Annotated in this window: 15 protein-coding genes; 13 read left to right on the top strand and 2 right to left on the bottom strand. The window is 59.2% G+C overall.

What is annotated here, in order from left to right:
• Positions 1 to 32 precede the first annotated feature (32 nt).
• The 8 genes from AC1DVH_RS09130 (at position 33) to guaA (ending at position 7,394) form a co-directional block, all read left to right on the top strand.
• Positions 33 to 632 (top strand): CoA pyrophosphatase, encoded by a 600-nt coding sequence (locus AC1DVH_RS09130; protein WP_477753509.1) that lies wholly within the window; start codon positions 33 to 35, stop codon positions 630 to 632.
• A 51-nt stretch (positions 633 to 683) separates the two neighbouring features.
• Complete coding sequence (locus tag AC1DVH_RS09125) at positions 684 to 1,208, top strand: gamma carbonic anhydrase family protein (protein WP_477753508.1); 525 nt, start codon at positions 684 to 686, stop codon at positions 1,206 to 1,208.
• Entirely contained in the window at positions 1,205 to 1,420 is a 216-nt protein-coding gene (locus AC1DVH_RS09120) for a DUF1289 domain-containing protein (RefSeq protein WP_477753507.1), read from the top strand. Before AC1DVH_RS09125 ends, AC1DVH_RS09120 begins: the two co-directional genes overlap by 4 nt.
• Before the next feature lie 182 nt (positions 1,421 to 1,602).
• Entirely contained in the window at positions 1,603 to 2,070 is a 468-nt protein-coding gene (locus AC1DVH_RS09115) for a preQ0 transporter (protein WP_477753506.1), read from the top strand.
• 77 nt (positions 2,071 to 2,147) lie between these two features.
• Complete coding sequence (gene purT, locus AC1DVH_RS09110) at positions 2,148 to 3,329, top strand: formate-dependent phosphoribosylglycinamide formyltransferase (RefSeq protein WP_477753505.1); 1,182 nt, start codon at positions 2,148 to 2,150, stop codon at positions 3,327 to 3,329.
• Between the two features lie 206 nt (positions 3,330 to 3,535).
• Complete coding sequence (locus tag AC1DVH_RS09105) at positions 3,536 to 4,084, top strand: hypothetical protein (protein WP_046040989.1); 549 nt, start codon at positions 3,536 to 3,538, stop codon at positions 4,082 to 4,084.
• A 163-nt stretch (positions 4,085 to 4,247) separates the two neighbouring features.
• Complete coding sequence (guaB, locus tag AC1DVH_RS09100; protein ID WP_008053208.1) at positions 4,248 to 5,717, top strand: IMP dehydrogenase; 1,470 nt, start codon at positions 4,248 to 4,250, stop codon at positions 5,715 to 5,717.
• A 99-nt stretch (positions 5,718 to 5,816) separates the two neighbouring features.
• A complete protein-coding gene (gene guaA / locus AC1DVH_RS09095) occupies positions 5,817 to 7,394 on the top strand; it encodes a glutamine-hydrolyzing GMP synthase (protein ID WP_477753504.1) in 1,578 nt (525 codons plus the stop codon).
• Positions 7,395 to 7,477: 83 nt separating this feature from the next.
• Here guaA and AC1DVH_RS09090 read toward each other — a convergent pair whose 3' ends face one another.
• Together AC1DVH_RS09090 and treR are read right to left on the bottom strand one after the other, a co-directional pair.
• Positions 7,478 to 12,205 carry a membrane-targeted effector domain-containing toxin gene (locus AC1DVH_RS09090; RefSeq protein WP_477753503.1) on the bottom strand — a complete coding sequence of 1,576 codons (4,728 nt, stop codon included), beginning with the start codon at positions 12,203 to 12,205 and terminating at the stop codon, positions 7,478 to 7,480.
• Between the two features lie 99 nt (positions 12,206 to 12,304).
• Positions 12,305 to 13,009 (bottom strand): trehalose operon repressor, encoded by a 705-nt coding sequence (gene treR, locus AC1DVH_RS09085; protein ID WP_477753502.1) that lies wholly within the window; start codon positions 13,007 to 13,009, stop codon positions 12,305 to 12,307.
• A 237-nt stretch (positions 13,010 to 13,246) separates the two neighbouring features.
• Between treR and treP the strand changes: the two genes are divergently transcribed.
• The 5 genes from treP (at position 13,247) to AC1DVH_RS09060 (ending at position 20,713) form a co-directional block, all read left to right on the top strand.
• Complete coding sequence (gene treP, locus AC1DVH_RS09080; RefSeq protein ID WP_477753501.1) at positions 13,247 to 14,689, top strand: PTS system trehalose-specific EIIBC component; 1,443 nt, start codon at positions 13,247 to 13,249, stop codon at positions 14,687 to 14,689.
• A gap of 52 nt (positions 14,690 to 14,741) precedes the next feature.
• On the top strand, positions 14,742 to 16,391 hold the full coding sequence (treC, locus tag AC1DVH_RS09075) for an alpha,alpha-phosphotrehalase (protein ID WP_477753500.1): 1,650 nt from the start codon (positions 14,742 to 14,744) through the stop codon (positions 16,389 to 16,391).
• 107 nt (positions 16,392 to 16,498) lie between these two features.
• The gene (locus tag AC1DVH_RS09070; protein WP_477753499.1) at positions 16,499 to 17,722 is read left to right on the top strand and encodes a carbohydrate porin; all 1,224 of its coding nucleotides are present in this window, start codon (positions 16,499 to 16,501) and stop codon (positions 17,720 to 17,722) included.
• Between the two features lie 163 nt (positions 17,723 to 17,885).
• Entirely contained in the window at positions 17,886 to 20,420 is a 2,535-nt protein-coding gene (ptsP, locus tag AC1DVH_RS09065; RefSeq protein WP_477753498.1) for a phosphoenolpyruvate--protein phosphotransferase, read from the top strand.
• A gap of 2 nt (positions 20,421 to 20,422) precedes the next feature.
• Positions 20,423 to 20,713: a PTS sugar transporter subunit IIB gene (locus AC1DVH_RS09060; protein ID WP_477753497.1), complete on the top strand. Its 291-nt coding sequence runs from the start codon at positions 20,423 to 20,425 to the stop codon at positions 20,711 to 20,713.
• The last annotated feature ends 19 nt before the right edge of the window (positions 20,714 to 20,732 follow it).

The raw sequence follows: 20,732 nt of genomic DNA, 5'->3' as shown, positions 1-20,732 counted from the left end.
GATGCCGGGTAGGGCACAGATCGAGAACACTCATGCTGGACGAGCTACTGCATCGGGTTAGTAACCACACACCACGCACACTGGAGACCGACCGTCGTTTTCCCGAGGCCGCGGTGCTGGTGCCCATCACCCGCAGTGACGAGCCTGAGCTGGTGTTGACCCTGCGTGCCAGCGGCCTGTCGACCCATGGCGGCGAAGTTGCCTTTCCCGGCGGGCGTCGTGACCCTGAAGACCCGGACCTGATTTTCACCGCCCTGCGTGAAGCCGAAGAAGAGATCGGCCTGCCGCCGGGGCTGGTCGAGGTGATCGGCCCGCTCAGCCCGCTGATCAGCCTGCATGGCATCCAGGTCACGCCCTACGTCGGGGTGATCCCGGATTTTGTCGAATACCGGGCCAACGATGCCGAGATTGCCGCGGTGTTCAGCGTGCCCCTGGAGTTCTTCCGCAAAGACCCCCGCGAACATACCCATCGCATCGATTATCAGGGCCACAGCTGGTACGTGCCGAGCTATCGCTATGGTGAATACAAGATCTGGGGGCTGACGGCGATCATGATCGTCGAGTTGATCAACCTGCTGTATGACGCAAAAATCAGCCTGCATCAGCCTCCTAAAAGCTTTATCAATACCTGAAGCCATCGTTCGAATGGCCAAAAAGCCCGCCTGAGCCTTGAGGAAACACAGATGAAATACCGCCTGGGCGACGCCCGCGTCGAAACCCATCCACAGAGCTGGGTCGCACCCAATGCCGTGCTGGTGGGCAAGGTCAAGCTGGAAGAGGGCGCCAACGTCTGGTTCAACGCCGTRYTGCGTGGCGACAACGAGTTGATCCTGATCGGCAAGGACAGCAACGTCCAGGACGGCACCGTGATGCACACCGACATGGGCTACCCGCTGACCATCGGCACTGGCGTGACCATCGGCCATAACGCCATGCTCCACGGCTGCACCGTCGGCGACTACAGCCTGATCGGGATCAACGCGGTGATTCTCAATGGCGCGAAGATCGGCAAGAACTGCATCATCGGCGCCAACTCGCTGATCGGCGAAGGCAAGGAGATCCCCGATGGGTCGCTGGTCATGGGCTCACCGGGAAAGGTGGTGCGCGAACTGACCGAGCCGCAAATCAGGATGCTGGAGGCCAGCGCTGCTCACTACGTGCACAACTCGCAGCGTTATGCCCGCGATCTGGCCGAGCAGGAACAATGACCGCCACCGAACGCCCGGTGGCATCGCCCTGCGTGAGCATTTGTGCGCTGGACGACGATGATATCTGCACCGGTTGCCAACGCACGGTGGAGGAGATTACCCGCTGGAGCCGCATGGACAACGACGAGCGGCGCAAGGTGCTGGGGTTGTGTCATGAGCGGGCCAAGGCCAGTGGGTTGATCTGGATGCTCCCTTCCAAATCCGATAGCTGAATTCGCCCCGGAACAAGCTCGCTCCTACATGGGAATGCGGTCGACTGTGGGGGCGAGCCTGCTCGCGATGGACTCAAGAACACCGCGGGGAACCAGACTCCCCGCGTTATCGTTCACGCCCATCGCGAGCTGGCTCGCTCCTACAGTATCCTGTGCGTCAAATTGCCAGGTATTTCCCGCCCATGTTCTTCCTGATCGCCTACATCAGCAGCGTCGTGCTGATCAACTATGCCTTTTCCACCGCACCGGACCTGGACATCATCTGGTCGGCCTGGGGCGGGCTGGTGTTTGTGTTGCGCGACATGGTGCAAGCCCGTTTCGGGCATGGCACCCTCGTGGCGATGCTGGCGGCACTGGTGTTGTCCTATGTCACCTCTGATCCGTCCATCGCTCTGGCCAGCGCCACGGCCTTCGCGGTTTCCGAGTGCATCGACTGGCTGGTGTTCAGCATCACCAAACGTGCGCTGCATGATCGCCTGTGGATAAGTTCGGCCCTGAGTATTCCCCTCGATACCTTTATCTTTTTCGGCATGATCGATGCCCTGACGCCGGGGGTGATCCTCACCGCCCTGGGTTCGAAGTTCGCCGGGGTCACCGCCGTGTGGCTGATCATGGCCTGGCGCCTGCGCAAACAGGCTGTCGTCAGCTGAAGTTCATGTAAAATGCCGCGCTTTCTCCCCATGGGAAGCGCGCTTCCCTCGATGATCCGCTCCTTGAGGACCTTCAGATGACCCGTATCGGAACTCCATTGTCGCCCACCGCGACCCGCGTATTGATGTGTGGCTGTGGCGAGTTGGGCAAGGAAGTGGTGATCGAGCTGCAACGCCTGGGCGTTGAAGTGATTGCCGTGGACCGCTACGCCAATGCGCCGGCCATGCAGGTGGCGCACCGCAGCCACGTGATCAACATGCTCGATGGTGCTGCCTTGCGCGCCGTGATCGAAGCCGAGAAGCCGCACTTCATCGTGCCGGAAATCGAAGCCATCGCCACCGCTACCCTGGTGGAACTGGAGGCCGAAGGTTTCAACGTGATCCCGACTGCCCGCGCCGCGCAATTGACCATGAACCGCGAAGGCATCCGTCGCCTGGCCGCTGAAGAACTGGACCTGCCAACCTCGCCGTACCATTTCGCCGACACCTTCGAGGACTACAGCAAAGCCGTCGAAGACCTCGGTTTCCCGTGTGTGGTCAAGCCGGTCATGAGTTCCTCGGGCAAGGGCCAGAGCCTGTTGCGCAGCGTCGATGACGTGCAGAAAGCCTGGGACTACGCCCAGGAAGGTGGCCGTGCCGGTAAAGGTCGGGTGATCATCGAAGGCTTCATCGATTTCGACTACGAAATCACCCTGCTGACCGTGCGCCACGTCGGCGGCACCACCTTCTGCGCGCCGGTCGGCCACCGTCAGGAGAAGGGCGACTATCAGGAGTCCTGGCAGCCGCAAGCCATGAGCCCGATTGCCCTGGCTGAATCCGAACGTGTCGCCAAAGCCGTGACCGAAGCCCTGGGTGGCCGTGGTCTGTTCGGTGTCGAGCTGTTCATAAAAGGTGATCAGGTGTGGTTCAGCGAAGTCTCGCCGCGCCCGCACGACACCGGCCTGGTCACCCTGATCTCCCAGGACCTGTCGCAGTTCGCCCTGCACGCTCGGGCCATTCTCGGTCTGCCGATTCCGTTGATCCGTCAGTTCGGGCCTTCGGCCTCGGCGGTGATCCTGGTGGAAGGGCAGTCGACCCAGACCGCTTTCGCCAACCTGGGCGCTGCCCTGAGCGAACCGGATACCGCGCTGCGCCTGTTCGGCAAGCCTGAAGTCAACGGTCAACGCCGCATGGGCGTAGCCCTGGCCCGCGACGAATCGATCGAAACCGCCCGCGCCAAGGCGACCCGTGCTTCGCAGGCGGTTGTCGTAGAACTGTAAAAAACTCTCCGGCGGGCCTATACCTTTTATGGGCTCGCCGCAATTCACTGTAGGAGCGAGCCTGCTCGCGAAAGCGAATTCATAGTCGACATTGATGTTGACAGGCTTTGCGCTATCGCGAGCAGGCTCGCTCCTACAGGGGTTGTTGATCGACCGGCATCAGATTTACCCGCAAGACCCTTCATTAAAGCTCCAGGCCTGTACCCATGAACTCCCAAAGCATCATCGTCCCGAAAATCTCCACCCTGCCGGTCCACGAACCCCGGGCCCGGGCCGTCGTGCGCTGGCTGGTGCGCAAGAACATCATCGAGGAGGAGCTGACCACTTGCGGCCGCACCGGCAATCGCATGGCCCACGCCATCGCCGACGGTGCCCGCGCAGTGGTCCTGCACCCCGAAGCCCTGCCGTTCGGCGAGCCGATCAATGGCCTGGAGATCATCACCAAGCGCTGCATCTATACGCCAGCCAAGGGTTTCCTTGAAGAAGCGGGCTGCGCCGAGTGCCGCAAGGAAGTCGGTGAAGCCCTGTTCGAAAGCCTGGAAGACTGGATGCCGGGGCGCACCGACAACTTCACCTGCCCCGAATGCGGGCATGAAGACGACATCAACGGCTTCCTGTTCCTGCAGGAATGCGGCTTCTCCAACCTCGGTTTCATCTTCAATAACTGGGCCGAAGCCGGGTTCAAGCAGAGCTTTATCGATGAATTCGCCGATTGGCTCGATCAGCCGGTCAGCTGGGTGAAAGTCGAACTCTAAACGCCGTATGCCGATCAAAAGATCGCAGCCTGCGGCAGCTCCTACAGGGGCGATATGTTCCGTATATCTATAAGGTCGATAATAGATAGAGTTTTACATTGAACCCGAGGGGGTGTCTGACTATAATGGCGCGCTTCCATTTTCCCGCTCGGGAGCCCCCGCGATGCTGCGTATCAGCCAAGAAGCTCTGACATTCGACGACATTCTCCTAGTGCCCGGTTATTCCGAGGTGCTTCCTAACGAAGTCAGTCTCAAGACCCGCCTTACCCGTGGCATCGAGCTGAATATTCCACTGGTTTCCGCTGCCATGGACACCGTCACTGAAGCCCGTCTGGCAATCGCCATGGCTCAGGAAGGTGGTATCGGTATCATCCACAAGAACATGACCATCGAGCAGCAAGCGGCCGAAGTCCGCAAGGTCAAGCGTTACGAAGCCGGTGTGGTCAAGGACCCGATCACCATCGTCGCCGACGCCACCGTGCGCGAGTTGTTCGAACTGACCCGCATGCACAACATCTCCGGCGTTCCGGTGCTGCACAATGGCGACCTGGTCGGCATTGTCACCTCCCGTGACGTGCGTTTCGAGAACCGTCTGGAAGCCACTGTCCGTGAAGTGATGACGCCTAAAGAGCGTCTGGTCACGGTCAAGGAAGGCGCCGACAAGAACGATGTGCGTGAACTGCTGCACAAGCACCGCATCGAGCGCGTGCTGATCGTCGACGACAAGTTCGCCCTCAAGGGCATGATGACCGTCAACGACATCGAAAAAGCCAAGGCTTACCCGCTGGCCAGCAAGGACGATCAAGGTCGTCTGCGTGTTGGCGCAGCAGTCGGCACCGGTAAAGACACCGGTGACCGCGTTGCCGCGCTGGTCGCTGCTGGCGTTGACGTGGTGGTAGTCGACACCGCTCACGGTCACTCCAAGGGCGTGATCGACCGCGTTCGCTGGGTCAAGCAGAATTTCCCTGAAGTGCAGGTCATCGGCGGCAACATCGCCACCGGCGCTGCCGCCAAGGCCCTGGCCGAAGCTGGCGCTGACGCAGTCAAGGTCGGTATCGGCCCTGGCTCGATCTGCACCACCCGTATCGTCGCCGGTGTCGGCGTGCCGCAAATCAGTGCCATCGCCAACGTTGCTGCTGCCCTTGAAGGCACTGGCGTACCGTTGATCGCCGACGGCGGCATCCGTTTCTCCGGTGACCTGTCCAAGGCCATCGTAGCCGGTGCTTCCTGCGTGATGATGGGCTCGATGTTCGCCGGTACCGAAGAAGCGCCGGGCGAGATCGAACTGTTCCAGGGTCGCTCGTACAAGGCTTACCGCGGCATGGGTTCGCTGGGCGCCATGTCCCAGGCCCAGGGTTCCTCCGACCGCTACTTCCAGGACTCCTCGGCAGGCGCCGAGAAGCTGGTTCCGGAAGGTATCGAAGGGCGTGTTCCGTACAAGGGCACCCTGAGCGCCATCATCCATCAGCTGATGGGCGGCCTGCGTTCATCGATGGGCTACACCGGTAGCGCCGACATCGAAGAGATGCGCACCAAGCCTGAGTTCGTGCGGATCACCGGCGCCGGCATGGCCGAATCCCACGTTCACGACGTGCAGATCACCAAGGAAGCGCCAAACTACCGCGTAGGTTGAGCCTTCAAGCAACAAGCTAAGCAACCGGGGCTGTTTTATTCAGCCCCGAGTTGTTTCTGAATCACGACTGTTTCTGAATGACTTAGACGAGACTGAATCATGGCCCTCGATATTCACGCTCACCGCATCCTGATCCTCGACTTCGGTTCCCAGTACACCCAACTGATCGCCCGCCGCGTGCGTGAAATCGGCGTGTACTGCGAACTGCACCCGTTCGACATGGACGAAGATGCGATCCGCGAATTCGCTCCTAAAGGCGTCATCCTCGCCGGCGGCCCAGAGTCGGTTCACGAAGCCAACAGCCCGCGCTGCCCGCAAGCCGTTTTCGATCTGGGCGTGCCGGTCTTCGGTATCTGCTACGGCATGCAGACCATGGCCGAGCAACTGGGTGGCAAGGTTGAAGGTTCCGAGCTGCGTGAGTTCGGTTATGCCCGCGTAGACGTGGTCGGCAAGAGCCGCCTGCTCGATGGCATCGAAGACCACATCGACGCCGACGGCCTGTTCGGCCTCGACGTATGGATGAGCCACGGTGACAAGGTCACCCGCATGCCGGAAGACTTCCATATCCTGGCCAGCACCCCGAGCTGCCCGATCGCCGGCATGTTCAGCGACGAGCGTCGCTATTACGGCGTGCAGTTCCACCCGGAAGTGACCCACACCAAGCAGGGCGGTCGCATCCTGTCGCGCTTCATCCTCGACATCTGCGAGTGTGAAGCCCTGTGGACGCCGTCGAAGATCGCTGAAGACGCCATCGCCCAGGTTCGCGCCCAGGTCGGCACTGACAACGTCCTGCTTGGCCTGTCCGGCGGTGTGGACTCGTCCGTGGTTGCCGCGCTGCTGCACAAGGCCATTGGCGACCAGCTGACCTGCGTGTTCGTCGACAACGGCCTGCTGCGCCTGCACGAAGGCGAGCAAGTGATGGCCATGTTCGCCGAGAACATGGGCGTCAAGGTGATCCGCGCCAACGCTGAAGATCAGTTCCTCGACAACCTGGCCGGCGAAGCCGACCCGGAAAAGAAGCGCAAGATCATCGGTCGCACCTTCATCGACGTATTCGATGCCCAGTCGAACAAACTGGAAAACATCAAGTACCTCGCTCAGGGCACCATCTACCCGGACGTGATCGAGTCGGCTGGCGCGAAAAGCGGCAAGGCCCACGTGATCAAGTCGCACCACAACGTGGGCGGCCTGCCGGAAGAAATGAACCTCAAACTGGTTGAACCGCTGCGCGAGCTGTTCAAGGACGAAGTCCGTCGTCTGGGCCTGGAACTGGGCCTGCCGTACGACATGGTCTACCGTCACCCGTTCCCGGGCCCGGGCCTGGGCGTGCGGATCCTTGGTGAAGTGAAGAAGGAATACGCCGACCTGCTGCGTCGCGCCGACCACATCTTCATCGAAGAACTGCGCAAGGCCGACTGGTACCACAAGGTCAGCCAGGCGTTCGTGGTGTTTCAGCCGGTGAAATCGGTTGGCGTGGTTGGCGATGGCCGTCGTTACGCCTGGGTCGTGGCCCTGCGTGCCGTGGAAACCATCGACTTCATGACCGCGCGTTGGGCGCACCTGCCTTACGAACTGCTGGAAACCGTCAGCGGCCGCATCATCAACGAAATCGAAGGCATCTCCCGCGTCACTTATGACGTGTCGAGCAAGCCGCCGGCGACGATTGAGTGGGAGTGATCGTGATTGAGCTTGTGAACCCAGGCTCAAAACGATAGTGGCAAATGAAGCCCCCGATCGAGAGATCGGGGGCTTTTTGCATTTCAGAGAGCGGGTGCCGGGTTAGGCAGGCGACCTATGAAAACCATGCCGGTTCGTGTGAGCGCACGGGACAGTTCTACGATGTTTGCGTAAGGCACCCGATGGACGGCGGTCCATGACGGACGGACGATCAGATACTCACCGTCAACCGTACGCCCGACCGGCGTTCGGGCAATCTGGCCGTCTCTGCCGCGATGAACCAGCGTCCAGTCGTCATTCGACTTCTCAAAGGTGAACATGCCTTGGCGCAGCAACAGTCGGTTGAGTTCCTCGGACGTTCTTTCGAGCAGCGGCAGTGGCATCTGCAAACTCAGATCGGCGGATAAGGTATCGGAATCTCCGTTGAAGGGGGCATTTTGCGCAAGAGTAACGCGGTTCACTTCGATTCCTCGATCCAGCTCGATCAGCAAGTTGTTTTCAGGCAGCACTTCTTCGATGCGCAGACCGATACCACCGTGGATTTCGCTGATGCCCGGCATGCTCCGAAAGGTATTGGTGTTTTCCTGATCGGTCAGCACAACCCAATTGCCGGTCCCGTTGAGCGATTCGTTTGCCTCCATGATGGTATGGGTGAGATAGCTCTTGATGGCTTGCTCCTGGGTGTCAGGAAGTGCAAGGCCGGGGTAGCGGTAGCTCGCCAGACAATCCGTTGCCTGAACCCGAATCCCGTTGAGTCGGGCAGTCTTGACCACCTCAAGTGGTGTGTACTGCCCGGATGGATCGCTTTTCAGTTGTTGCAGGTACTTTTCGAGGTCATCGGACATCTCTCCGGTCCTGGCGAATTCATTCAAGTCCAGTTGACTGAAGTCGTTGAGCAAACGATGAAAATAGAGCGTTTTAACTCCTTGTCGGGAAAGGGCTGGCATGTTCTCGATGAGAAAACGCATGCTGGCAATGCGATCCTGACTCTCACCGATGACCAGGCCCGGTGCAGCGTTGAACACTTTCTCGATCAGTTCCGGGGCAGTGGTCGATGGCGTGACGACGGGGACGACCGGGCGTGCCGGTAAGGAAGCGAACAATCGGGTGCGGGAAAAGTAGTTGCGGGCGTCCAGTGACAGCTTGATCCGACGGGCATCGATGTATTCTTGATAGGGGGTTAGAAGCATCACACGCCCATTACCCTGCGGGATCATTTTGATATGGATTTCCGGTTTGCCCAGCGCCAGTCTCCTGACGCTGTATAGGTTCGGGGCATCGTACTGTGTGACGGGTTTACGCACGCTGACTGGCGGCGTGTTCTGTACCACCGCTTGCGACGTTCCCCTGAGGGTATTGCCGCCTCCTTTGAGGCCATATCGCTGCATCGTTTCCCACTCGCCTTCGGCATTCAAACGAACAGGAATCGAGCCAGCGAACGTTGATGGACGCTCCGGATCAATGATTGCCCAGTGCCCGGATCCGGTACCATCGCTTTGAAAGCGAACGTAATAGGGCATCTCGTCCAGCATGATGGCGGTCGAGGGTTCCGAGTCGAGTCGATAGATGCCCTGGAATTTTCCAGAACTTGATTCGGGTGTTAACCCTTCCAGCACTTCGTTGGCTTGCCAGTGCTGAGGGATGGTCGACCGCTGAAGTTCAGGCGCTACCTGGGCAAGTTCCTCGACCACCGAGGCAGCACCCTCTGCCTCGCCGGTTACCTCAGGCCATCCCATTGGCTGCATGCCTTTTTTGATCAATGCCTGTTTCAGTTCATCAAGGCTATTTACCGTCATGGTGTCGTAGGACGGCCTGAGCGGGGTATCCAGATTCATCCTGCCTTCAGATGTCATTCTGATCACACTGTCTGCCATTCGATTTTCGGCATCGCGGTAAACCACCAGCAGGCTACTTCTGTAACGCTGGAAGGTGAACATCCCGGGATCCGGCAGCAGCGCTCGCAAGTCCCGTGAACTGCGGTAGGCCCACGGCGTTTGCATTTGTACACGCCAGTCGGCTTTGATTCGCGCTACGACCCCGCCGAAATCACTGAGGCCGTCCACCACTTCAGAAACAGGGGAATCCGGATAGTCGTCATACTCCACCGCTAATCCTGGATCGAGATCGATGGGTTGAGCCTGGCCCGGTATTACATCGTCGACCCGAATACTCAGGGCGTCGGTCTGCTCGCTGATGCCCTGGTAGTCTCTGAAGCTCGTCATATGCTCCTGATTGACCAAGGCAATCCACTTGGCGGGCCCGTTTAATTCTTCATTGGTTTTAATGACCTCGCTGGCAAAAAAGCTCCTTGCCATTCGAGTGTTCGGATCACGCAGAAGAAAGCGTTCATTGATATGGAAGGTCGTCGACATGTCGACGGCTTGAACCCGGATGCGCTGGGCATTGGCCGCTTTCACCAGTTCCATCAGGTTGAATTTACCCTCGGGATCGTTGCCGGCATGGATATCGAGTTTTCTCAGGTAGCTCTCCAGCTCCTCGGGCATTTCGCCGGTTCTTGCAAAGGTATCCAGATCGAGCTGGTTGACGTTGGCCAGCAGTTCCTGCAAGTACAGTGTCTTCACGCCACGCTGTGCCAGGGTGGGCATGTTTTCGATCAGCAATTGTTTGCTGCCGATGCTGCCGCGGCTCTCGCCCACGACGAGTCCCGGTTTTTCGGCAAATGCGCTATCGAACAGCTCGGTCGATGTGTTTAATCGTTCAGACAATACCGGTGGACGAAGCGTTGGGGGATTGAGCTCGTAGTAGGCTTTTGCATCGCTGATGAGATTGCTGCGAGATTCTTCCTGAGCCAACTCGAATTCGCTCTCGGTCGTAAGAGCTTCGTCATCGACAGACATGAAATTACTACGGGCTCCCCCGGCATCAGCATCGATCCCGAGCACGCTGCGCACGTCGATCGAGCCGACAGTCCATACCCTCCTGAACACACAGAGCACGTCGGGTCCGCCGAGTGCCCAGGCTCTCATTTCGGGATCTGTGAGGCCGGGGACATGAATGCCGGGCGTTCGCGCCCACTCTTCGACGACAGGCTCATTTGACGCGCCAGCGAGTGGAGGTACGTCCATGCCTCCTCTTAGTCCTAATCGGGGGAGGATTTCCCATTTGCCTGCGGCATTCAGACGTACAGGGATAGACCCCGAGGAGGCCAGGGGATTGGTCGGGTCGATAATTGCCCAATGGTTGCCTCCATTGAGATTATCGATATAGCGCACGTAGTAAGCGTTGTCGTTGATCTTGATGGCCGATGAAGGGTTGGAGGTCAGTGGGTAAGTGCCTTGTAGCTTGCCCGGTTCACGAATCAGTGTGTCGTCATTCAATGACACATCGATTTTGAAGGAGTCCGGGACCTTCACGGCCGACTCGACATCGACCAGCTGTTGCACCGGTGTGCCGGCTGGTGTTTGCTCGGGGGCTTTGGACGATTGCATTCCCTCCTTCAGCTCCGCCATTTCCTGAGCTTCGGCCGCATCGATCTCGGGGCCGACTTCTTGTAGCGAACCCGGCCCTTTGAGGACGAGCAGATTAAACAGCACATCGATGCCCGAGAGTACTGCACCAAGGACGCCAGCCTTGCGTTCTGCGGCAGTTTTGGCATTGACCGCTTGATCGATGTTCAACCCCATGTTGGCGATGCTGGCGCCCACAACCGGTAGTGCGACCGGCCATCCCACAACCGCCATCGGGCCAAAGACTTTCACACTCGCAGTGAGGTAACCGATCCAGAGCTTCTTGCGCAGATCGCCATTGGAGGTCAGCGAAAGCACGGCTTCGGCGAGCATGGCGTCTTTTGTCGAGTCGCGTAGCCAACTGAACGCGTCACCGCTGATGGCCTGGTTTTTCTGGTTGATCAGGTGATGGTCATATTTACCCCACGTGGCGACCAGTCGATTCATCAGGTCGGTGATGTTTGTGTCGATATCCTGACGATCTGCCAGGGAAAAATGCGCCATGTACGACTCGTGCGCGTCTCCCTTGTCCATCCACAGCAGCACCCAGTGATGCATGTCGATTGCCGTTTCCAGAACCTGGAAGGGATCGTTGTTGCCGGGCAGGTAAACGACCTGCCGACCTTTGGGCGCCACAAAACGCAGAACAGTGGTCGCGACATATCCCGCGACATCCAGGGTTCGAATGCTGTCGGTGCCGTGGTGTTGTGATTGTAAAAATTGCAGGCTGACAGGCCAGGTAATCGGACCTAACGCAGCATTTGTCACGAACTGGAAATCCTCATCGCTCAACTGGCGTTTATCCCGTGCCTGCACGGCATTTAGCAGGAAGTTGCACTTGGCAAGCGTGCGGAAATCGCTGCCGGAATCACTCCAGAATGCCGTCAGGTGCTTGTTGTAGAGCGAACTGAAATCGATGCTCCAGAAGTCTTTCAACACGTCCTTGCCATGCAGGCGTACTTCGTTGGTTTCATTGAAGTTACCCGCGCCCGGGCCGGCGCTATAGAAGCCGGCATACAGGTCGAGCAGATCGGCGTTGTCCTGGTCAGTGGCGCGAAAGCGGTGGATCACCAATTGCGTGAGGGTCATGGATGACGTCGGCGTCGCGTTGACATGCTCCCAGCCGGTGAAGGCTTTCGAGCTGCTTTGGGCTGCGTCGAAGCGATGGAAATACACGTTGTCCGGATCGAGGCCGGTGATGCCGTATTTTTTCAGCAGGTTGCCGGCGACCTCATGCGCCGTGTCTTGCAGGCTGGGACAGGTCTTGATAACGCGAGTGGCGATCGCCTTGAGCGCTGCCTTGTCGGCGGCATTGGGCAGTGGGCGTGTTTCTGTTGGGTTCATGCTCTCTATCCTTGAGTAACGGGCGCCGAGGATGACCCGTTCGTTCAAGGAATGTGCACTACATAGTTATGCCCATTGGTGATTCAGTACCGTGTAGTCTCAGCGCCGCGCCACATCCGAAAAGTAGAACTTATCCAGCGTATGCCGCGATTCGGTGTACTCGAACTGCCTCCCATCCTGCAAAAACGTCTGGTTGCTGACCACGATCACATGGCTCTGGCCGTCGAGGTCCAGGTGTTGCTGGTCGTCCTTGCTGAGGGGCACCGCTTCGATGGTGCGCTGGGCGTAGGCGATTTGCAGTTGCAGGGTCTGCTCGATGAAGGCGTAGATCGATTGTTCGGCGATGTCGCGGGACAGGCCGGGAATCACGTCGCTGACGAAATGGTTGATGTCGAGGATCACCCGTTTGCCGTCGATTCGCCGCACGCGCTTGATCCGCGTGATCAGGCTGCCTTCTTCAGCCTTGATGTGTTCGAGCAGTGGGCCTTCGAGGGGAATCTGGGTGAATTCGACCACCTCGGTGCTGACGTCGTTGCCCAGTCGCGGRTAGGTTTCCTGGAAGCTGACGATACCGCCGAGCTGAAATTCGATCGGGTTGGTCGACAGCACGAAGGTGCCTTTGCCATGGACTTTCTGCGCAAAACCGCGCTCCTGCAATTGCTCGATGGCCTTGCGCACGGTGCCGCGGCTGGCTTGATAGCTGTCCATCAGTTCGGTTTCGGAGGGCAATCGGGCGCCGCGTTCCAGACGTTCGGTCGTGATGCTGGCAAGCAGATCGCTGTAGATCTGGTTGTATTTACTCATGGGGATGGCTCTATGCCGCGCTGTGCTCAAGGTTTCGAACCTTAAGGGCAGGGTAGGGGTTTGTCCATGCGGCTTTGGGTTTCTTTGACTTCGGATGTAGGAAATATCGCTGCCTGTCAGGTTCAGGATAAACAAGATCAAACTCGTCTGTACGAGTTGTTGCAATAACTCGTACAGACGAGTACTTTTCGTTTCGGCGTGCTGCCAATAACAAAAAACTACAGTGGAAGAACAAGCATGAGCCACGACTATCCGAATATCGTCACTGAGCTGCTGCACAACCTCGGTGGCAGCGACAACCTCGAGCAGGCCGCGCATTGCGTCACACGGCTACGCCTGGCCCTCAAGGACCCGAGCCTGGTCAACAGCGCCACGCTGAACCAGATCGATCTGGTCAAAGGCTCGTTCTTTACCGGCGGCCTGTTCCAGGTGGTCATCGGCCCCGGCGAAGTGGAAAAGGTCTACGCCGAGCTGCGCCGGCAAACCGGTCTCGCCGCCTCGACCATCGCCGACGTTAAACAAAAAAGCGCCGACAAGATCCACCCGATGCAGCGATTGGTGCGGGTATTTTCCGACGTGTTCATGCCGATCCTCCCGGCGCTGATCATTGCCGGCCTGCTGATGGGCATCAACAACCTGATCGGCGCCAAGGGCATGTTCATCGAGGGCAAGACCCTGCTCGATGCCTACCCTAAGCTTGACGGGATCTGGAGCCTGATCAACCTGATGGCCAACACCTCGTTCGTGTTTCTCCCGGCGCTGGTGGGCTGGTCGGCGGCCAAACGCTTTGGCGGCAGCGAAATCCTCGGCATTGTGCTCGGCCTGATGCTGGTGCACCCGGATCTGCTCAATGCCTGGAACTACGGCAAAGCAGTGGCGGGGCTGGAGGGGCAAAGCCTGCCGTACTTCGACATCCTCGGTATGTTTCAGATCGAGAAAGTCGGTTATCAGGGACAAATCCTGCCGATCCTGCTGGCGGCCTACGTGATGAGCGTGATTGAAAAGTGGCTGCGGGCGCGGGTGCCTAACGCGGTGCAATTGCTGGTGGTGCCGATCACTACCATCGTCGTCACCGGTGTGCTGGCGCTGGCGGTGATTGGCCCGGTAACCCGTCATCTGGGGATTCTCATCACCGAAGGCGTGGTCACCCTGTTCGACCTGGCGCCCATGGTCGGCGGCGCGATTTTCGGGCTGCTCTACGCACCGCTGGTGATCACCGGCATGCACCACATGTTTCTCGCGGTCGACCTGCAACTGATCTCCACTCAGGGCGGCACATTCATCTGGCCGATGATCGTCATGTCCAACCTCGCCCAGGGCAGCGCGGCACTGGCGGTGTTCTACATGACCCGCAGTGTGCGGGACAAGAGCATGGCCTCGACCTCAGCGATTTCTGCCTACTTCGGCATCACCGAACCGGCCATGTTCGGGGTCAACCTGCGCTACAAGTTTCCGTTCTATGCGGCCCTGATCGGCTCGGCGCTGGGCAGCATTTTCCTGTCGCTGAACAAGGTCCAGGCCTCGGCGATCGGCGTCGGCGGATTGCCCGGTTTCATCTCGATCATTCCGCAGTTCATTCCGATGTTCGTGATCGGGATGGTGATTGCCATGGTCGTGCCGTTTGTTCTGACCTGCGGGTTGAGCATGAAGATTGTCCGGCCCGGGTATCGGGTCGCCTGATAGATCGCATTCGCCCTACGGGGCCGGCACAAATTTAAGAGGAAGTCCCGCCATGCAAGACTGGCAACGTTCGGTGATCTACCAGATCTACCCGAAGAGTTTTCACAGCCACGCCGGCAACCCCACGGGGGATTTGCTCGGCGTCGTGGCCAAGCTCGATTACCTGCACTGGCTGGGTGTCGATTGCCTGTGGATCACGCCGTTCCTGCGTTCGCCCCAGCGCGACAATGGTTATGACATCAGCGATTACTACGCCATCGACCCGAGCTACGGGACCATGGCCGACTGCGAGTTGCTGATCGCCGAGGCCGGTAAGCGCGGGATCAAATTGATGCTCGACATCGTGGTCAATCACACCTCGATCGAACACACCTGGTTCCAGCTGGCCCGCAGCAGCCTCGATAACCCCTACCGCGATTTCTACATCTGGCGCGACCAGCCGAACAACTGGGAATCCAAGTTCGGCGGTTCGGCCTGGGAGTACGAGGCCCAGACCGGTCAGTACTACCTGCACTTGTTCGACCACACGCAGGCCGACCTGAACTGGGACAACCCCCAGGTGCGTGCCGAAGTCTTCAAGATGATGCGTTTCTGGCGCGACAAAGGCGTGGGTGGTTTCCGTCTGGACGTGATCAACCTGATTTCCAAACCAGCGGATTTCCCCGAGGACAACACCGACGGTCGACGTTTCTACACCGACGGCCCGAACGTCCACGACTACTTGCAGCAAATGCACCGTGAAGTGTTCGAAGGCCATGACCTGATCAACGTCGGCGAGATGTCATCCACCAGCCTGGAACACTGCATCCGCTATTCGCGGCCAGAGTCGAAAGAGCTCTCGATGACCTTCAACTTTCATCACTTGAAGGTTGATTACCCGAACCTGCAAAAGTGGATTCGCGCCGATTTCGACTTCCTCGCACTCAAGCGCATCCTCTCCGACTGGCAAACCGGCATGCAGGCCGGCGGCGGCTGGAACGCACTGTTCTGGTGTAACCACGATCAGCCACGGGTGGTCTCGCGTTTTGGTCATGACGGTGAGCATCGGGTGGTGTCGGCGAAGATGCTCGGTACGGCGCTGCATTTCCTGCAGGGCACGCCGTTTGTGTATCAAGGTGAAGAACTGGGCATGACCAATCCGGGGTTCGATCACATCGATCAGTACCGCGATGTCGAAACCCTGAACATTCACCGGCTCAAGCGCGAGGCAGGTAGCAGCGACGCCGACAACATGGCGGCGATCATGCAGAAGTCCCGGGACAACGGTCGCACGCCCATGCACTGGAACGCCGAGCCTAACGCCGGTTTCAGCGCTGCCGAACCATGGATCGGGGTGCCGGCCAACGCGGCGCAGATCAACGTCGCCCACCAACTCGACGACCCGGATTCTGTGTTGCATTACTACCGTCAGCTGATCGCCCTGCGCCGCCGTGAAACGCTGATGTCCGACGGTGTGTATCGGCAGTTATTGCCTGAGCACACGCAAATCTGGGCGTACGTGCGTGAAGGCCATGGCGAGCGTTTGCTGGTGCTGAACAACTTCTACGGCACGCCGTGCGAAGTCGAACTGCCGGATGAGGTGATCAGTGAAGCGATGGCGCAACGGCTGGTGATCAGCAACTACCCGGACTGTCCGCTGCGCAATCAGCAGGTGTTTTTACGGCCGTTTGAGTCATTCGTGCTGCACCTGACTGACCACTAGCCCTTAACCAATAAAAGCACCGTTTCAAAAAACACGCAGAACGCTGCGCGGGGGAGTTTTGCGCGCCGATTTTGCTGCATCACACAATAAGAATAATGAGGTGGTTCTTGAAAACAACAATAAATCGCAGCCTTGTAGCGGCGGGCGTGTGCCTGGCATTACCACTGTCGGCCCAGGCGCTGGAGTTCTCCGGTTACTTGCGTAGCGGCGTCGGGACCTCGGTTAACAGCGGTAAGCAGCAGTGTTTCCAGTTGCAGGGAGCGCAGACCAAATACCGCTTGGGTAACGAATGTGAGCAGTACGCTGAACTTGAACTGCGCCAGGATCTGTACACCCYGGACGATGGTTCGGTGCTCAGCGTCGACGGCATGGCATCGCTGTATAACCAGTACGACAAGGACCTGACGTTCAACGGTGACAACGGCTCGGTGCGCATGCCCCAGATGTACGCGCAATGGTCGAACATGCCCAGCCTCAACGGCGGTTCGCTGTGGGCCGGTCGGCGTTACTACAAACGGAACGATATCCACATTTCCGACTTCTATTACTGGAACCAGAGCGCTACCGGCGGCGGTATCGAAGATGTGCTGATCGGCGATCTGAAGTACAGCTACGCCTTTTCGCGCAAGGACAACCTGTACCAGAAGGATTATGTCACCCGGCAGGATTTCAACGTCGCAGGTTTTCAGACCAACCCCGGCGGTGAGCTGGAGTTTGGCCTCAGTTACATCGAAAAACCTGGCCGCAGCGATGCGCACGCAGGTTGGGCAATCACCGCCCAGCATGTGCAGAAAGACTTCCTCGGCGGTAAGAACAAACTGGCGCTGCAATACGGCAAAGGGCCTGGCACCGGGTTGGGTTACACCGGCGATGTGGGCCTGGACGACAGCAACAAGAGCTACCGGCTGGTGGAATTCTTCGACTGGCAAGTGACACCGCGTTTTGGTGGTCAGGTCGAAGCGGTCTATCAGAAGGATATCCGCCCGGACGGTAACGGCCAGAACTGGATTTCCCTGGGTGTTCGCCCGGCTTACGCAATCACCGACCAATTCAAGTTGGTGACTGAGCTGGGACACGATCAGGTCAAGGCCCCAGGAGGTACGCGCAAGTTGAGTAAATTCTCCTTTGTCCCAACCTGGTCGCCAAAAGGCCCGGGGTTCTGGGAACGTCCCGAGGTGCGTTTGTACTACACCTATGCCAGCTGGAACGAGGCGGCCAAACGGGCGGCCAACGAGCTGGCGGCGGGTTCGGCGTTGTCCGACACCGGTTCCTTCGGCACGGCGCGACACGGTGCGAACGTCGGATTGCAGGTCGAGTATTGGTGGAAATAAACGCATACCCCTGTAGGAGCTGCCGAAGGCTGCGATCTTTTGGCGTCCTTGAGGACACCAAGATCAAAAGATCGTCCGAACGCGGCCCGAACCTTCGGCAGCTCCTACCCGGTACCGCAATATCCCAGCGTCTTTTATAAAGAACAAAACAGCAGGTGACGTCATGGCTACACCCCAACAATTGCAACTGCTGGCACCCTTGTCCGGCGTGCTGATGCCGCTGGACATGGTGCCCGATCAGGTGTTTTCCAGTCGCGTGATCGGCGACGGTCTGTGCATTGATCCGACTTCGCAAACCTTGTGCGCACCGCTGGCCGGGGTGATCAGCAATGTGCAGGTCAGTGGGCATGCCGTCAGCATCACCGACGACAATGGCGTGCAGGTGCTGATGCACATCGGCCTCGATACCGTGAACCTGGCCGGCAAAGGTTTCACCCGGTTGGTGGAGGAAGGTCAGCGGGTAGTAGTGGGGCAGGCGCTGATCGAGTTCGAGGCCGATTACATCGCCTTGAACGCCCGCAGTTTGTTGACCTTGATGCTGGTGGTCAGCGGTGAGCCGTTCACCTGGCTGACACCCGAAACGGGTGTGGTGGAAAGCGGTCAGCCGCTGCTGAGTCTGAATCCATCCGCAGAGGCGGCCGATGAGCCGATGCCGGAGGAGGGCGAAGCGCTGTTCTCCAAACCGGTGACGCTCCCCAATACCAACGGTTTGCATGCTCGACCTGCGGCAGTGTTTGCCCAAGCGGCGAAAGGCTTTTCGGCGAGTATTTGCCTGCATAAACAGCAGAACAGCGCGAACGCCAAATCCTTGGTGGCGATCATGGCTTTGCAGACCGGCCATGGTGACATCCTGCAGGTCAGCGCAGAGGGCGCGGATGCCGAAATGGCGATCAAGACGCTGGCCGAGTTGCTGGCCGCCGGTTGCGGGGAAGTCGTGACGGTGATGGCAGAGGTTGAGACGGTTGCTGCTGAGGCCTCATCGCTGAAGGTGCTGCGCGGCGTCTGTGCATCGCCGGGGTCGGCGTTTGGCCAGGTGGTGCAAATTGCGGAGCAGACCCTCGAGGTGAGTGAGTCCGGCGTCAGCCCTCAGGTTGAGCGCGAACACCTGTCCCGGGCGTTGGCGGCAGCGGTTCTGGCCCTGCAGCAGTTGCGTGACAACGCCACGGGCGACGCTCAGGCAGACATCTTCAAGGCGCATCAGGAACTGCTCGAAGACCCTGGCCTGCTGGATCAGGCACTGGCACTGATCGATGCAGGCAAAAGCGCCGCTTTCGCCTGGCGTGCGGCCACCGAGTCGACGGCAGCCTTGTTCAAAAGCCTGGGCAATGCCTTGCTGGCCGAACGGGCTGCCGACCTGGCCGACGTCGGTCAACGGGTACTGAAGTTGATTCTCGGTGTAGAAGATCGTGCGATGGAGTTGCCGGACGGGGCGATTCTGATTGCCGAGCAACTGACGCCCTCCCAAACGGCTGGTCTGGACACGCGCAAGGTGCTGGGGTTCGCCACGGTCGGCGGTGGAGCTACCAGCCATGTGGCGATTCTCGCGCGGGCCTTCGGCTTGCCGGCGATCTGCGGCTTGCCGGTTCAGGTGCTGGCACTGGCCAACGGCACGCGGGTGTTGCTCGATGCCGACAAGGGCGAGTTGCAGCTGGATCCTGAACTGACCGCCATCGAGCAGTTGCAAACCCATCGTCAGCAGCAAAAGAAACGCCAGCAATACGAGCTGGCCAATGCAGGGCTGGCTGCCTGTACCCGTGATGGGCATCACGTTGAAATCACCGCCAATATCGCTTCGCTAGCCGAAGCCGAACAGGCGATGGCGCTGGGTGGCGAGGGCGTCGGTCTGTTGCGTTCGGAGTTTCTTTATCTGGATCGCAATCATGCGCCAAGCCATGACGAGCAGGCTTCCACCTACAGCGCCATCGCCCGCGCCCTGGGGCCCGCGCGCAATCTGGTGGTGCGCACCCTGGATGTCGGCGGTGACAAACCGCTGGCCTACGTGCCGATGGACCACGAAACCAATCCGTTTTTGGGTATGCGCGGGATTCGTTTGTGCCTGGAGCGTCCGCAGCTGTTGCGCGATCAGTTCAAGGCAATTCTGAGCAGCGCCGGGCTGGCTCGCCTGCACATCATGCTGCCGATGGTCGCGCAGCTGTCGGAGTTGCGGTTGGCCCGTCAGCTGCTTGAAGAAGAGGCGCTGACATCAGGGCTCACGGAACTGCCGAAACTGGGGATCATGATCGAAGTACCGGCGGCGGCGTTGATGGCTGACCTGTTTGCACCCGAGGTGGATTTCTTCTCCATCGGCACCAACGACCTGACCCAATACACCCTGGCCATGGACCGCGATCACCCACGGCTGGCCAGTCAGGCCGACAGTTTTCATCCCTCGGTGCTGCGCTTGATTGCCAGCACCGTGAAAGCCGCTCATGTCCATGGCAAATGGGTCGGGGTGTGCGGCGCCCTGGCTTCGGAAAAACTGGCGGTACCGCTGTTACTGGGGCTTGGCGTGGATGAGCTGTCGGTGAGCGTACCGTTGATTCCGGCGATCAAAGCGGCGGTTCGCGAAGTGGACCTGCTGGATTGTCAGGCCATCGCCCAGCAGGTGCTGGGGCTGGAAAGTGCCGAGCAGGTACGCGAGGCATTGCGGCAGCACCACGAGGCAACGGTCAATACTTCACTGGTTCTGGAGAACTGAGCATGTTCGAGAAAATGCAGCGGGCGTTCTGGAAAGCTTTGACGCCGGACCTGGTGGTGGATGAGCCGAAAGTGGTGGCTCAGCCTGTTTGCGGTTTGGCCCCGAATGTCGTGGCCGCGCTGGGCGGTGTGGATAACCTCAAGTCGCAACAGCCGATGGCGCTGACCCGGGTGCGGGTGGAGTTGCGGGATGTGGTGCAAATGGATCGGCAGGCGCTAACGGCTGCGGGGGTGCCGGGCGTGATGCTACTGGAGGATGGGGTTGTGCATTTGATTACCGGACTTCAGCCATAACCGGACCTTTGTGATGAGG

Source organism: Pseudomonas sp. P4_C3, from assembly GCF_056402075.1.
The sequence above is the reverse complement of the archived record's forward strand: the minus strand, read 5'-3'. Positions and strand labels throughout refer to the sequence as shown.

Coding starts and splice junctions, on each gene's coding strand:
- AC1DVH_RS09090 (WP_477753503.1), bottom strand. CDS start 12,205: ATGAACCCAACAGAAACACGCCCACTGCCCAATGCCGCCGACAAGGCA.
- treC (WP_477753500.1), top strand. CDS start 14,742: ATGCAAGACTGGCAACGTTCGGTGATCTACCAGATCTACCCGAAGAGT.
- ptsP (WP_477753498.1), top strand. CDS start 17,886: ATGGCTACACCCCAACAATTGCAACTGCTGGCACCCTTGTCCGGCGTG.
- treP (WP_477753501.1), top strand. CDS start 13,247: ATGAGCCACGACTATCCGAATATCGTCACTGAGCTGCTGCACAACCTC.
- purT (WP_477753505.1), top strand. CDS start 2,148: ATGACCCGTATCGGAACTCCATTGTCGCCCACCGCGACCCGCGTATTG.
- AC1DVH_RS09120 (WP_477753507.1), top strand. CDS start 1,205: ATGACCGCCACCGAACGCCCGGTGGCATCGCCCTGCGTGAGCATTTGT.
- AC1DVH_RS09060 (WP_477753497.1), top strand. CDS start 20,423: ATGTTCGAGAAAATGCAGCGGGCGTTCTGGAAAGCTTTGACGCCGGAC.
- AC1DVH_RS09105 (WP_046040989.1), top strand. CDS start 3,536: ATGAACTCCCAAAGCATCATCGTCCCGAAAATCTCCACCCTGCCGGTC.
- AC1DVH_RS09130 (WP_477753509.1), top strand. CDS start 33: ATGCTGGACGAGCTACTGCATCGGGTTAGTAACCACACACCACGCACA.
- guaB (WP_008053208.1), top strand. CDS start 4,248: ATGCTGCGTATCAGCCAAGAAGCTCTGACATTCGACGACATTCTCCTA.
- AC1DVH_RS09115 (WP_477753506.1), top strand. CDS start 1,603: ATGTTCTTCCTGATCGCCTACATCAGCAGCGTCGTGCTGATCAACTAT.
- guaA (WP_477753504.1), top strand. CDS start 5,817: ATGGCCCTCGATATTCACGCTCACCGCATCCTGATCCTCGACTTCGGT.